Annotated in this window: 14 protein-coding genes and 1 pseudogene; 8 read left to right on the forward strand and 7 right to left on the reverse strand. The window is 55.7% G+C overall.

What is annotated here, in order from left to right:
- Positions 1-30: 30 nt before the first annotated feature.
- Complete coding sequence (locus tag AC1EKG_RS06630; protein ID WP_481067790.1) at positions 31-675, forward strand: MOSC domain-containing protein; 645 nt, start codon at positions 31-33, stop codon at positions 673-675.
- Between the two features lie 53 nt (positions 676-728).
- Here AC1EKG_RS06630 and ychF read toward each other — a convergent pair whose 3' ends face one another.
- Both ychF and AC1EKG_RS06640 read right to left on the reverse strand, forming a co-directional pair.
- Positions 729-1,814 carry a redox-regulated ATPase YchF gene (gene ychF / locus AC1EKG_RS06635; protein ID WP_048706831.1) on the reverse strand — a complete coding sequence of 362 codons (1,086 nt, stop codon included), beginning with the start codon at positions 1,812-1,814 and terminating at the stop codon, positions 729-731.
- Positions 1,815-1,866: 52 nt separating this feature from the next.
- Entirely contained in the window at positions 1,867-2,874 is a 1,008-nt protein-coding gene (locus tag AC1EKG_RS06640) for a 4-hydroxy-3-methylbut-2-enyl diphosphate reductase (RefSeq protein ID WP_004807477.1), read from the reverse strand.
- Positions 2,875-3,013: 139 nt separating this feature from the next.
- Between AC1EKG_RS06640 and xseA the strand changes: the two genes are divergently transcribed.
- A complete protein-coding gene (gene xseA, locus AC1EKG_RS06645; RefSeq protein ID WP_048706829.1) occupies positions 3,014-4,282 on the forward strand; it encodes an exodeoxyribonuclease VII large subunit in 1,269 nt (422 codons plus the stop codon).
- Complete coding sequence (locus AC1EKG_RS06650; protein ID WP_048706827.1) at positions 4,275-4,493, forward strand: exodeoxyribonuclease VII small subunit; 219 nt, start codon at positions 4,275-4,277, stop codon at positions 4,491-4,493. Before xseA ends, AC1EKG_RS06650 begins: the two co-directional genes overlap by 8 nt.
- On the opposite strand, the gene AC1EKG_RS06655 is transcribed toward AC1EKG_RS06650, so the two are convergent.
- Complete coding sequence (locus tag AC1EKG_RS06655) at positions 4,490-5,248, reverse strand: isoprenyl transferase (RefSeq protein ID WP_048706826.1); 759 nt, start codon at positions 5,246-5,248, stop codon at positions 4,490-4,492. The genes AC1EKG_RS06650 and AC1EKG_RS06655 overlap by 4 nt on opposite strands.
- 176 nt (positions 5,249-5,424) lie before the next feature.
- Between AC1EKG_RS06655 and trhA the strand changes: the two genes are divergently transcribed.
- Positions 5,425-6,114 carry a PAQR family membrane homeostasis protein TrhA gene (gene trhA / locus AC1EKG_RS06660; RefSeq protein ID WP_082149273.1) on the forward strand — a complete coding sequence of 230 codons (690 nt, stop codon included), beginning with the start codon at positions 5,425-5,427 and terminating at the stop codon, positions 6,112-6,114.
- Between the two features lie 105 nt (positions 6,115-6,219).
- On the forward strand, positions 6,220-6,699 hold the full coding sequence (gene greA, locus AC1EKG_RS06665; RefSeq protein WP_048706824.1) for a transcription elongation factor GreA: 480 nt from the start codon (positions 6,220-6,222) through the stop codon (positions 6,697-6,699).
- A 54-nt stretch (positions 6,700-6,753) separates the two neighbouring features.
- On the opposite strand, the gene AC1EKG_RS06670 is transcribed toward greA, so the two are convergent.
- Entirely contained in the window at positions 6,754-8,235 is a 1,482-nt protein-coding gene (locus AC1EKG_RS06670; protein WP_257993923.1) for an AI-2E family transporter, read from the reverse strand.
- A gap of 92 nt (positions 8,236-8,327) precedes the next feature.
- On the opposite strand from AC1EKG_RS06670, the gene msrA reads away from it, so the two are divergent.
- Positions 8,328-8,942, forward strand: coding sequence for a peptide-methionine (S)-S-oxide reductase MsrA (msrA, locus tag AC1EKG_RS06675; protein WP_004807466.1), 615 nt, complete (start codon positions 8,328-8,330; stop codon positions 8,940-8,942).
- Positions 8,943-8,985: 43 nt separating this feature from the next.
- Here msrA and AC1EKG_RS06680 read toward each other — a convergent pair whose 3' ends face one another.
- Together AC1EKG_RS06680 and AC1EKG_RS06685 are read right to left on the reverse strand one after the other, a co-directional pair.
- Positions 8,986-9,393: an FKBP-type peptidyl-prolyl cis-trans isomerase gene (locus AC1EKG_RS06680; protein WP_004807464.1), complete on the reverse strand. Its 408-nt coding sequence runs from the start codon at positions 9,391-9,393 to the stop codon at positions 8,986-8,988.
- A 63-nt stretch (positions 9,394-9,456) separates the two neighbouring features.
- Entirely contained in the window at positions 9,457-10,329 is an 873-nt protein-coding gene (locus AC1EKG_RS06685) for a Bax inhibitor-1/YccA family protein (protein WP_004807463.1), read from the reverse strand.
- A gap of 344 nt (positions 10,330-10,673) precedes the next feature.
- On the opposite strand from AC1EKG_RS06685, the gene AC1EKG_RS06690 reads away from it, so the two are divergent.
- Positions 10,674-11,183 (forward strand): helix-turn-helix domain-containing protein, encoded by a 510-nt coding sequence (locus AC1EKG_RS06690; protein ID WP_004807461.1) that lies wholly within the window; start codon positions 10,674-10,676, stop codon positions 11,181-11,183.
- Between the two features lie 135 nt (positions 11,184-11,318).
- Here the strand turns inward: AC1EKG_RS06690 and AC1EKG_RS06695 are convergent, their stop codons facing one another.
- On the reverse strand, positions 11,319-12,182 hold the full coding sequence (locus tag AC1EKG_RS06695) for a hypothetical protein (protein WP_004807460.1): 864 nt from the start codon (positions 12,180-12,182) through the stop codon (positions 11,319-11,321).
- A 532-nt stretch (positions 12,183-12,714) separates the two neighbouring features.
- On the opposite strand from AC1EKG_RS06695, the pseudogene AC1EKG_RS06700 reads away from it, so the two are divergent.
- A pseudogene (locus AC1EKG_RS06700) lies at positions 12,715-12,998 on the forward strand (pyrimidine dimer DNA glycosylase/endonuclease V).
- Positions 12,999-13,011 lie beyond the last annotated feature (13 nt).

Raw genomic sequence — 13,011 nt, forward strand, 5'->3', positions numbered from 1 at the left:
GGCCGGAACCAGGGCAGGTAGGCTTGAACCATGCCAATTGTCCTGTCTACCTGTGTTGCCCGCCCTCATGACAATCCCGCAAGGAAGGGTTCCCGCACCGGAATCGAGAAGCTACCGCGCCAGAGCATAGACGTGTTTGCGCCCGGCCCAAATTACGGGGATGGTTCCGGAGTTACCGGCGATTTTATTGGCGATGCCAAGCATCATGGCGGCGCCGATAAAGCTGTCTACGCCTACGCGCGCGAAGAGTTGGACTTTTGGGGAAGGCGCCTCGGCCGGACGCTGCCCGACGGATACTTCGGGGAAAACCTGACCACCGAAGGCATCTGCTGGGCCCGCGCGATAATCAACCAAAAACTGCGGGTGGGATCCGCCCTTTTGCAGGTGTCGGTGCCGCGCACGCCCTGCCGCACTTTCGCGGTATGGCTCAACGAGCGCGGCTGGGTGAAAACCTTTACCGAACGCGGCGACTGTGGCTGCTACTTCCGTGTCCTAACGGCGGGCACAATCTGCCCCGGAGATCAGATCCATTTCGAGCCCTCCCCTACCCATGGCATTACAATGGGGCAAGCATTCGCAGCAAAAATGGGCAACAAAGAGGCCGCAGCGAAAGTAGTTTCCGCCGCCTGCCTGCCAGCACACCACCACAACAAGCTAGTAAAACTGCTGGGCTAAATACACTTTGGGCGCGAGCAGCAAGAACTGCCCGCGCCCACCGGTAAAAAATCTTAGACGTTGAACTTGAAGTCTACGATGTCGCCATCCTGCATGACGTAGTCCTTGCCTTCCATGCGCACCTTGCCGTGTTCGCGCGCCTCGTGCATGGAACCGTATTCCATCAGTTCGTCGTAGCTGATAATTTCTGCCTTGATGAACCCGCGTTCAAAGTCGGTGTGAATTACGCCTGCCGCCTGCGGGGCAGTATCACCCTTGTGGATGGTCCACGCCCGCGACTCCTTCTCTCCGGCAGTAAGGAAGGTCTGCAGCCCAAGAGTGTCAAAGCCAACGCGGGCCAGCTTGTCCAGACCGGATTCCTCCTGGCCTGCTTCCTGCAGCATCTCGCGGGCCTCGTCCTCGTCAAGCTCAACCAATTCGGCCTCGAACCCAGCGTCAAGGAACACTGCTTCAGCGGGGGCCACAATCTTGGCTAGCTCGGCCTGCTTCTCTTTATCTTCCATGCCGGCGCTGTCCATGTTGAACACGTAGATGAACGGCTTGGAAGTCATCAGCTGGAAGGACTTCAGCACGTCCGGATCTAGGTCGCGATCGCCCGACACGGAAGAGATGGTCTTGCCGTCCTCGAGGATCTTCTGTGCTTCCAACGCGGTGTCGAGCACTACCTGCTCGGTCTTCTTGCCGCGCACTTCCTTTTCCAGCCGCGGAATCATCTTTTCCAGCGTCTGCAAGTCTGCCAACACCAATTCGGTGGTGATCGTATCGATGTCCGAGGCCGGATCGACCTTGCCGTCCACGTGCACCACGTCAGGGTCTTCAAATGCGCGGGTCACCTGGCAGATCGCATCGGCTTCGCGAATGTTCGCAAGGAACTGGTTGCCCAGCCCTTCGCCCTCGGATGCGCCACGCACAATCCCCGCAATGTCCACGAAAGATACGGTGGCGGGCACGATCTTCTGAGAATCGTACAGCTTGGCCAGCTCGTTTAGCCGCGAATCTGGTAGGGGCACAACCCCCACGTTCGGTTCAATGGTGGCGAACGGGTAGTTCGCTGCCAGTACGGTCGCGCGGGTAAGCGCGTTGAACAGAGTCGATTTGCCTACGTTGGGCAGTCCTGCGATACCAATTGTCAAAGCCACGCATACAGTCTAGCTGCTTGGCAGTACTAACCAAATCTGTAGGGGTGTTCTGTTAGCAGGTGTGATCTGGCCCCGGCCTGCGTTTGCGGTCTTTCGGGTCTAGCTTGCCCGCCTGCATCAGGTCGGCCCGAAGGTTCTTCGGCAGCGAGAAGGTAACGGATTCTTCTACCGTGCGCACCTTCTCTACCGTGTCGAAGCCGCGCTGGCCTAGCCACGTAATTACGTCTCGAACCAGGATGTCCGGCACGGATGCCCCGGAGGTAAGCCCCACTGTGGTGGCACCCTCGAACCATTCTTCTTGCAGTTCATCCGCCTTGTCGATGCGATGGGCAGCCCCGGCGCCCGCTTCGAGGGCGACCTCTACTAAGCGCACTGAGTTTGAGGAATTGGCAGACCCCACTACGATCATGACATCAGCCTGTTTGCCAATCTGTTTTACCGCACCCTGGCGGTTCTGGGTGGCATAGCAAATGTCGCCCGAGGGCGGGTCGATAAGATTCGGGAACTTTTCCCGCAGTTTTTCTACGGTCGCCTTAGTTTCGTCTACCGACAGGGTGGTCTGAGATAGCCACACGACCTTGTCGGGGTCGCGCACTTGCAACTGGTCAATCTCGTCTGGCCCGTCGATGACCTGGATGTGGTCGGGGGCCTCCCCCTGGGTACCTTCGACCTCTTCGTGGCCTTCATGGCCGACGAGCACAATGTCGTAATCGTCCTTCGCGAAGCGGACCGCCTGCCGGTGCACCTTGGTAACTAGCGGACAGGTGGCATCGATGGTTTGCAACTGCCGCGCCTCGGCCGATGCGTGTACTGCAGGGGACACCCCGTGAGCAGAAAAGACTACGCGAGCGCCGGCAGGTACCTCGTCTGTTTCTGAAACGAAGATTGCTCCCCGCTTGCTTAGGGTTTCGACGACATACTTGTTGTGCACGATCTCTTTGCGAACGTATATGGGAGCCCCATAAAGTTCCAGAGCTTTTTCGACAGCGTCTACCGCCCGGTCTACCCCGGCGCAGTAGCCGCGAGGTGCGGCCAGCAGGATCTTCTTCTTTTCGCTCACGCCCCTAATGTACCTACTCTTTATTGCTCCCGCCCCGTTCGTGAGAAATATTTCGCTTTGGGCTAGCCTTGCGCCCCAAGCCGGCGGCAAAGCTATGGATATAAAACAGCCTTCGCGCAAAGTATGTAAAGCTTAGGGGGTGAACGCGAATTCGAACTTGGCTCCGCGAGCCTCTCTTACTACCCGCGATAACCCGTGGCCGCTGGCGTTACTGTCGACCAACATCAAGAAATATGTCGACCGCATGTCCGCCCTTTGGGTCGAGGGGCAGGTAGTCGAATACAAGCGCCGCCCCGGCACCCGCATGGCGTTCTTCACCATCCGCGATCTGCATCAGAACGTGTCGATGACAGTGAAGGCGTTCGCCGGAGTAGTAGACAAGGCAGGTCCCGGTTTTGACGAGGGCGCCCGGGTTGTAGTCAACGCGAAGCCGGATTACTACGAAGTCAATGGCTCACTGTCACTATTCGCCCACGAGATTCACACTTCTGGCTTAGGAGATCTGCTCGCGCAGATTGAAATGCTGCGCAAGCGACTGGCGGCAGAGGGATTATTTGCCTCCGAACGCAAGAAGCCGCTGCCATTCCTCCCCCGCGTCGTCGGATTGATCTGCGGGCGCAATGCCAAAGCAAAACACGACGTGATAGTAAACGCGCAGGCCCGCTGGCCTTCCACCCGTTTCGAGATCCGCGAGGTAGCAGTCCAGGGCGAACGCTGCGTTCCCGAGGTGTCTGCCGCCCTCGCAGAATTGGATCAGCTTGCCCAAGTCGACGTGATAGTGATTGCGCGCGGCGGCGGGTCGGTAGAGGACCTATTGCCGTTCAGTGACGAGGCAATAGTGCGAGCAGCAGCGAACGCTACTACCCCCTTGGTTTCAGCTATCGGCCACGAAACCGATGCTCCCCTACTGGATTTGGTTTCGGATTACCGCGCCTCCACCCCCACAGATGCTGCCCGCAAGATTGTGCCCGATGTGGCTGAGCAGGAAGTCTTGCTCACCGATGCGCGCACGCGGATGCAGCACCTGCTGCGCCAGCGCATCGACACTGAGCTCACCGGCCTTTCGAATCTGCGCGCCCGCCCCGTCATGTCTCGCCCCTCGGCCATGTTCGATGTCGAGGCCGAAAGGCTCAGTGGGGCCCGCGAGCGCCTGCGGCTGCGCACCCGCTCCCTAGTGGATATGGCGCAAGGGCAGGTAGATAGCGCCCGCCAAACTCTTAGGGCACTTTCACCGCAGGGAATCTTGGAACGCGGCTTCAGCGTGTTGCGGGGTCCCAGCGGGCAAATTATTACCTCCGCCAGCCAGATTAAGAAGGGCGATCTACTTGAAGGCCTGTTAGCAGAAGGCCGGATGGTAACCCAGGTTGTGGGCGCCACTTTGCCAACAAAGAAGGAAGAAAATGACTGACAATCTACCCCCGGTTCAGGAACTAAGCTACGAGCAGGCTCGCGATCAGCTGGTGGCCACCGTTCGTCAGCTCGAGGGCGGGCAGGTGCCGCTAGAGGACGCCCTCAAGATGTGGGAACGAGGCGAGGAGCTGGCAAAGCACTGCCAGGCATTCTTGGATTCGGCTATGCAGCGCCTAGACGCGGCTGCTCCGCAACAGGTACAGGATTAGCGTCCCAGGCGCCGCTCGCGTTGGGAGTAATCGCGTAGGGCACGCAGGAAGTCGACGCGGCGGAAATCGGGCCAGTAAGCTTCGCAGAAATAGAATTCTGAGTGGGCACTTTGCCACAGCAGAAAGCCCGACAGCCGCTGTTCGCCTGAGGTGCGGATAACCAGGTCAGGATCCGGTTGTCCCTTGGTGTACAGGTGCTCGGTAATGTCGCGTACAGTGAGGGCGTCGGCCACTTCTTCTAGGCTCTTGCCTGCCTGGGCCTGTTCTCGAAGGATTGCCCGCACAGCATCGGCTATTTCTTCGCGGCCGCCGTAACCTATGGCGACATTTACCTGCATGCCCTTGCAGCTGGCGGTCTGCGCTTCGGTGGCGCGCAGGCGGGCGGCAAATTTCTCTGGGAGCACGTCTTTCGCTCCCACTACGCGGATCTGCCATTTGCCAACCTGGGCAATGTGTTCCACCGCGTCAGCAATGATCTCGAAAAGAGCTGACAGTTCTTCCGGATCACGTTTTAGGTTGTCAGTGGAGAGCATCCACAAAGTGACGACCTCGGTGCCCACTTCGTCCGCCCAGCCAAGGAATTCTTCAATCTTCGAGGCGCCCTTCCTATGGCCAGCGCTGGCTTCGATACCAACAGATTTTGCCCAACGCCGATTGCCATCAAGAATGACCCCTATGTGACGGGGCATGTTGGCGGTATCGATCTCGCCGACTAGTCGCCGTTCGTATACCTCATATAAAACGTTGTAGGCCATGGCACCTCCTTTAAATAATGTAGTGCACACGCCGGGCCTTGTCTGCAATAAAACTTATCTGGCGAACATTTTGCGATTGGTAACAAATATTGTTACTGGCACGAGCCTTTTCATTCTGGCCAAAGCAATAAACCTACGCTAACGTAGGTTACGGACACGTAAGTTTAGGGGGCCCCTTGCACACGAGTGAACGTTCTTCATGGCACCGCTTAGACCCGCGGAATCTGGAATCCGTGGTGAAAAAGCCTCTGCTACGAGGTTGGTTTCATACGGTAGCCACCCCAGTTTCAATGGCCGCGCTACTGGTACTCATCGTCCTCACACCCACGGTGGTAGGGCGCGCCGCAGCCTCGGTATTCCTGCTTACCTCACTCATGCTTTTCGGCATCTCGGGGTTCTACCACCGCCACTACTGGGGACGCCTGGCAGATAAGTTCTTGCGGAACTGGGATCACTCAAATATCTTCCTGCTGATAGCAGGCACCTACACTCCAATGGCGGTTGGGGTGCTACCAACCCACGACATCCTAGTGCTGCTGCTAGTCGTATGGATTGGCGCTGGCGCAGGTATTGCACTGCAATGGCTGTGGCCCTCTGCCCCTCGCTGGGTTTACACCCCAATCTACGTAGTGCTGGGGTGGGTGGCCGTCTGGTATCTACCCGAACTAGCTCACTTCGGCGGACTAGCATTCACCTGGCTGCTAACAGCCGGAGGCATCTGTTACACGGTCGGCGCGATCGTCTACGGCTTCAAGTGGCCCGACTTCTCGCCCCGCTACTTCGGCTTCCACGAACTATTCCATGCCTTCACCTTGGCCGGTTGGGTATGCCACTGCATTGCCGCCTATTTTGCGCTATTAGGTTAGTGATTTTGCCGGCCCTAACTGTAGCTGGGGTGGCGAAGCTGGTATTCTAGGCGGCATATGTGCCCGGGCCGTCCCGGGCACCATGTTTTAGTAATGGAGGATGCTATGGCAGACACTACCTGGCTTACGAAGGAAGCTTATGACAAGCTCGTCGAGGAGCTGAACGATCGCCGCGACGTGCAGCGTCCCGATATCGTCAAGCGCATTGACCTGGCTCGCCAAGAGGGCGACCTGAAGGAAAACGGCGGATACCACGCAGCCCGCGAGGCGCAATCAATGAACGAAACGCGCATCGCCCAGCTTGAAGAACTGCTCGAGAACGCTGAAGTCGGAGAAACCCCCGCCGACGACGGGATCGTAGAACCCGGCATGATCGTGAACGTGAAGATGGCAGGACGCGAAATCAAATTCCTGCTAGGTACCCGCGAAGCCTCTGAAGGCCTCGGGGTCGAAGTCTTCTCTCCTGACGCCCCCATCGGCAAGGCCCTCATGGGGCACAAGAGCGGCGAGACCGTAACCTACACGGCTCCTAACGGCAAGGACATCAAAGTCCAGATCGGCGAAGTAAAGCCGTACACCGCCTAAGGCGTATATAAATTTGTGGGGGCAGCGACCGCTGCCCCCACAAATTTTTTAAAGCTACTCGTCTAACTGACTGCGCACAGCCTGCTCAACCTGAGCGCGCTGGGCGATGCTAGCCTCATCGTCCTCGCCAACTGCCTTCTGGGTTTCCGCAGCGGCGACGACCTCTATATCTACGTCCTTGGGCGCACCTGGGCCGCCTTCGTACTTCTTGCGCGCTTCAGCCGCCTGCTTCAAGTTATTAGCCTTCGGCTCTAGCGACTTGGCAATCTCCTCATCCAGCGTGCCGGGAGCTCCCCCAGGCCGCTTCGGGTCGTAGACCAACCGCAGGAACGGATCGTAGCCGTGCAGGTACATGACCACGGTGTTGACAAACGCCATGAGCGGAACCGAGAACATGGCGCCAGCGATCCCCATGGTAAATCCGCCTGCAGCAACAGCCAACAACACCGCCAGTGGGTGCAGCGAAACCGCGTTCGACATAAGCAGGGGCTGCAACAAGTTCGATTCGATCTGCTGCACTACCAAAATGGCGATCAACATAAGCAATGCAACTGTTAGGCCCTGATCCACTAGCGCAACCAGCACGGCAATGGCGCCCGTGGCAATAGCACCAACAATCGGAATGAACGCGCCCAAGAACACCAGCACGGCAATGGGCAGAGCAAGCGGAACCCCAAGCACCGCCGCCGAGATTCCGATGCCAACCGCGTCGATCGCAGCAACTTCCATCTGGGCACGAGCGTAAGAAGAAATAGTCACCCAACCGCGGATCGCGGCCTCGTTCGCGGGGTTACGAGCAGCCTTCGGCATGCACCGAACAAAGAACTGCCAGATCTTCCGGCCGTCCTTTAGGAAGAAGAACACGCAGAACAGCACCATTAAAGCCGAGGTAACAATATTGGTAATGGAAGAGGTGATAGCGAGCGCCCCGGAGGCAATACGCGAACCATTAGACTGCACAAACGAACCGATCTCGTTTTGCATCTTGCGCACATATTCTTCTATCTGCCCCTGATCCAGTTTCAGCGGGCCATTCGCAATCCAATCTACTGCGTCATCCAGGCCACCTCTAGCTTTAGCGGCGAGAGGACCGATATTGGCCACAATTTGGCTAGAAGATAGATAAAGCAGACCACCTACCAGGCCCAGTCCAACTAAGAGGGCTACTACCGTACCCACCGTGCGCCATAGCGGCGTCGCCGGGAACAGCCTCACAATCGGTTCGAGCAGTACCGTTAGCAGCAGCGCAATCAACAGCGGAATAACCACCACAGTCAGTTTCGATAGCAGCCAAAGCACAGCTGCAGTAGCGATGCCAACCAGCAGCAACCGCCAAGACCATGCGGCTACCACCCGCAACGTTGGCGACACAGCCTGGGCTGCGTCCTCGAGTTCGACGGGCGCCTCCGCCACATGCTTGCGCGGCTTCCACCTTGTTGTCTGCTTATCCTGGCGAGCATCCTTGATCTTGTCTAATGCTCGTCTAACCGCACCGGCAAAATCCGGGACACGTTTACTTTCCTCTGTAGCCATCATTCTTCCTTGTTCGAGTTCTGGATCAACCTTATCGGCTATAGAACATCTACCCTAAAATAGTGCCTGAATACTCTTTCATTACTGGAGGTATTATGGTTTTCTTCCCTACCGCTAACACAGTTCCCACTGTGGCCGGACGTCACCCTGTACTAGGTACCTCGCCAGACGGGCCATTCGACAAGAACGTCCGCACGATCTATCTAGCGATGGGATGTTTCTGGGGCGCCGAAAGGATCTTCTGGAATACTCCCGGAGTGCTCAACACCTCCGTTGGTTTTCAGGGAGGCACGGTTGCCAACCCGTCTTACAAACTGGTTTGCACTAACACCACTGGCCACGCCGAAACAGTCAAGGTGATCTACGATCCTACCGCCATCTCTGACGAGGGCGTACTAAAGGTTTTCTGGGAAAACCATGACCCGACCACGTTAAACCGCCAGGGTAACGATCGCGGTAGGCAATACCGAAGCGCGATTTTTACTACTACAGACGGGCAGTACAGCGCAGCTGTCGCTACCAAAGAAGCCTTCGGGAAAGTACTTGCCGAAGCCGGAAAAGGCCAGATTGTAACCGAGATTCACGAGCCCAGCGAGGACCTGGTGTTCTACCCTGCCGAGGAAGAACATCAGGCGTACCTATTCAAGAATCCGGATGGATATTGCATGCACGGACCTAACGGCTTCTCGTGTCCGACGGGAGTCCTGTAAATGTAAAAGTGGCCCGGCAGCGCCGGGCCACTTTTAGTTTGGGCTAAAGAATTCCAAGTACGTCAGTTACGAAGACTAGGGTGTCGCCACCCTTAATTCCTGCCTGCGGTACGCCTCGCTCGCCGTATCCCAGTTCCGGCGGGATGGACAGCAGCACGCGGGTACCGACCTTCAGCCCCACCAGTGCACTATCCCATCCCGCAATAACCTGGCCGACGCCCACTTGGAAGCTGAGCGCCTGGCCCCGGTCGTAGGAATTGTCGAAGACGTTGCCGTCCCAAACCTGACCTAGATAGTTACAGGCGATGTAGTCGCCTTCTTCAACGACTTGCCCATCGCCTTCCTTGATTACGGAAACTTCCAGCTCGGCAGGAGCCTGCTGGCCGGAAAAGACTAGCTTCGGCTTCTGGCCAAAGCTACCTTGCACCTGTGGCAGTTCTTGTTCACTCATGGTCTTAGGGTAATAGAAAACGCGCCCGAGGGCGCGTTTTCTATTAGCGTTTATGCTGTCCTGCTAGTCATTTCGCATGGATGCTAAAACGCGGAGCAGGTGAATGTATATGTACACAGTGTCGAGGACGATACCGAAAGCAATCCTCCAGGCTAGGGAGCGCTGCGCGCCAGTTTCTACTGCCTGACGGGCAACCTCAAAGTCCAGAATTAGGCAAATAGCGCCGACGATCACCGCGAACAGCCCTACCAGGACGCCCAACGGAATGCCCATGACCCTTACGGAGTCAAGGCCCACCGGGTTCGAAATGACCCCGAACATTGTGAGCAGCCAGGAGGCGATCGAATACACCAGGATGCCGATCAGCGAAATGAGGGCGAACTTCATCATCTTGGAGCTGCCGCGCACGTAGCCCGAACGGAACAGGACCAAGGTGACCCCAAAGATGGCGGCGGTACCCACTAGGGCCTGCATTACAACACCGGGGAACGAATACTCAAAGGAATATGAGATTCCACCTAGGGCCGCGCCCTCTAGCAGAGAGTAGGCGACGAAGAGCCCGGGGCTAACCGTGCGCTTGAAGATGCAGAACATGGACACAATTAAGGCGCCAATGGCACCAATGGAGGCTGCCATTCCCCCTAGTTGCGGGATGTACTGGCTGGCCACGGCCGTACCCAATCCTGCCAGGAACAGCAGCCCCAGCATGATGCCCGACTTGTTTATGACGTCCTCGTAAGTGATAGCGCGATCGGGTGCACCAACGTACTGGCCCTGGCCAGTGCCATAGGGAGCCTGCTGAGAAAAATGGCCCGATTGTGTGCCGTAGCCAGAGTGCTGCGTGAACTGGCCCTGCTGAGGCGGAACGTAGCCTTGTTGAGCGACGCGCCCCTTGCTCAGGTCCTGTTCAACGCCGTTGATTACAGGGTTTGCCATCAGTTTCTTCCTTAACGTATGAGTTGCGTTTCACCGCCATTGTATTGCCTGAGTCTAAGAATGCACTGTGGATACCAAGGTTTTCACGCAAAGCAATATCTACTCCGCTCCCTGAAGTAGCGTTCGCCTACGATAACTATAAGCTATATAAATCTAAAATCATTCTTTTGTAAATTAGTTTTACTTCTTCAAAAAATATTATTATCTAGTAGCAGAGAAAAACGAACAACGACGTCATCGTAGGAAAGCATGCTCCAACAGCAATAGCGCGCTCCTCACTACATGGAGAGGCTCCGGGAATTACATTCTCCACTTGACGCAACTTTTGCAGCGAAAGAAGGGACATGAGTTTACAAGCACAGAACAAGACGTTTTTCCCCGACGACAATCACAACCGGGAAGAAATGGAGAATAGCTATCGACATGTTGCCCGCACTGTCGAGAATTTTACTGGCAGATGCAAAGCTGAGCTGGTAGTAAACTCCGAAGTGGTAGACCTCCCTTCCCCTCTTGGAGAAATCCTCATAAATGCGGCGACAATACTAGCTACATGGCAACCAGTGACAATCTGCCCTCACGAAAAATTGATCTCTTTTCAGGACGCTGCTGATTTACTTGGCGTATCACGCTACACGGTGGCAGAGCTTTGCAAAAAAGGCGAATTGCCCTACCATGTCGTAAATAAATACCGTAAGCTATATTTAGCCGATGTGATCGACTATCTGAATAAATCCTTAAAAGAAGAGCATCGGCTCACAGCCCCCAAAGTGGATGCCATAAATTTAGTGCGAGCTTTTGAAGAAGATCCCCAGAAGGCTTCCGATCTAGTTCGGCAGAACAGACAGGACGACTAGCTTCACACCGTTTGCTGGCACCTTCTAAGAAGGTGCCAGTTTTTTATAGGCACGGCCGGTCCGCCCCACAGGCCGCTTAAACAATTGGGGGGAGGCTCCGAAGAGCCATCCCCCCAACTTGTTTATTGCCTAAAACTAGGCGCGCTTACGCGTAGCGAGGCATACGCCGCCGCCCGCTAGCAGCAGGGCAAGGGAAACTCCCCCGACCACTCCAGCGGTGGTACCGGTGTGAGCCAATGCGGTATCGCTCTTGGCCGAAACAGTCGCACCAGAAGCACCCTTCTTGGTGGCCTTATCAGCCACACCAGTCTTGGCGGTCTTCTTCACGACGACCTTCTTGACGACGACCTTCTTGCCGTCGGTCTTGGCAGTCTTCTTAGCGCCCGCCTTGTTAGCTGCAGTCAGATGAGCTGCTGGAGACTTCTGCTTCTCAGCCTTCTTAGCAGGTGCCGGCTTTGCGGGAGCCTCAGCAGGCTTCTCCAGCTGAGCCTTCTGGGAGTACTTCCACAGCTTCTTAGGCAGGTACTTAACCTTACCCTCGTTGTAGGCGACAACAAGCTTCATGTCGTCACGAGACAACTTTTCTGGACTTAGCGCGTCGCTGTATTCCTTCTTAGCCTTGGCACGAGCATCCTGAACATCCTTGCTCTTTGCCCACTCCTCATAACCAGCCGGAACCTTATCAGTAAGCGCGTTCTTGTAGTTTTCCAGCTTCTCACGAGTTTCCCGCATCTTCTTATCTACATTGCCAGTGTGGCCGTAGTCGTTTTCCTCAGCCTTCTCGGCAGGCTTAGTCTCGGCAGGGGTCGGAGTGGCAGCGTGATTGGCGTGGTCACCTTCGTGTCCGGTACCAGCATTGTGAGTAGCCGGCGCAGGCGCAGTGTGATTGTGGGCGGCGTCGGTGGCCGGAGCATCTGCTGCCATAGCTGGCAGCTGCACCATGCCGCCTAGCATCAGCGCTAGAACACCAGTTGCGCACACTTTAGTAGTTTTCCGCATTTTATCCTCTTTTCGAGATTTATATTGTTGAGAACTCACGCGCGTTGGATTTAATTTAGCACATTTTCCAAACTCCAGTAACTGCGAAAAATTATTTACTAGCGCCCACCGTCAATAATTTTTCGTCAAATTATTTTTACTAAATACGTAATTTGCCATTTATTGTCATCTACGTTCACAATTCAACAGCTTCGTTGCCCCAAAACCCACAATATGGCGCAGTTTTACCCACATTTTCCCCTCCAACCTCCCCAGCACGCTCCAACTCTCCAGCATGTCTTAGTTCTAGGAGTCAGCAATTTCTGTTTCACGCAACTAAAGCTCGCACATAAAAGCAATAGAGGAGCAATGTTAATTTTTTGCTATTTAAGCACATTAAATACGGCAAGGATTTTTTTATAGAAAGAATTTATTAGCTACTCGCCGGTATTTACTGCGCCTCACATCTTGTTTTCCCAGGCAGCGCTGCTCCTGCGTCCGCGCATCATCACTGGTAGATTGCAAGCTATTCGCAGTAGAAAAGGTGGTGTTTATGAGACTCTGGTCGCTCTCGCCCTCTCTACTGGACCGGAGGGCACTGGTAGCCTGCTGGAGAGAAGCATTATTAGCGCAAAAGTGCTTGCGGTAAGAACAAAGGGATATAGAAACCACCCACAATTACAGCGATTCCGCAACCGCTCCGCCCCACCTAGCGCAATTGCTGCTTTTCTTAACGGACTAGCGGAAGAGGCAACTAAGCGCGGTTACACCTTCAACACCACACTCATTCTGGCTCCCCCAACCGAAGAAACCATCCCACTCGCGTCGGGCAGCTAACCTTCGAGTTAGA

Source organism: Winkia sp. C0117E2 (genome assembly GCF_056590455.1).

What these genes read in the sequence shown, in the direction of transcription:
- AC1EKG_RS06630 (WP_481067790.1), top strand. Translation starts at nt 31, where the DNA reads ATGCCAATTGTCCTGTCTACCTGTGTTGCCCGCCCTCATGACAATCCC.
- AC1EKG_RS06650 (WP_048706827.1), top strand. Translation starts at nt 4,275, where the DNA reads ATGACTGACAATCTACCCCCGGTTCAGGAACTAAGCTACGAGCAGGCT.
- AC1EKG_RS06655 (WP_048706826.1), bottom strand. Translation starts at nt 5,248, where the DNA reads ATGGCCTACAACGTTTTATATGAGGTATACGAACGGCGACTAGTCGGC.
- greA (WP_048706824.1), top strand. Translation starts at nt 6,220, where the DNA reads ATGGCAGACACTACCTGGCTTACGAAGGAAGCTTATGACAAGCTCGTC.
- AC1EKG_RS06670 (WP_257993923.1), bottom strand. Translation starts at nt 8,235, where the DNA reads ATGATGGCTACAGAGGAAAGTAAACGTGTCCCGGATTTTGCCGGTGCG.
- msrA (WP_004807466.1), top strand. Translation starts at nt 8,328, where the DNA reads ATGGTTTTCTTCCCTACCGCTAACACAGTTCCCACTGTGGCCGGACGT.
- AC1EKG_RS06680 (WP_004807464.1), bottom strand. Translation starts at nt 9,393, where the DNA reads ATGAGTGAACAAGAACTGCCACAGGTGCAAGGTAGCTTTGGCCAGAAG.
- AC1EKG_RS06685 (WP_004807463.1), bottom strand. Translation starts at nt 10,329, where the DNA reads ATGGCAAACCCTGTAATCAACGGCGTTGAACAGGACCTGAGCAAGGGG.
- AC1EKG_RS06690 (WP_004807461.1), top strand. Translation starts at nt 10,674, where the DNA reads ATGAGTTTACAAGCACAGAACAAGACGTTTTTCCCCGACGACAATCAC.
- AC1EKG_RS06695 (WP_004807460.1), bottom strand. Translation starts at nt 12,182, where the DNA reads ATGCGGAAAACTACTAAAGTGTGCGCAACTGGTGTTCTAGCGCTGATG.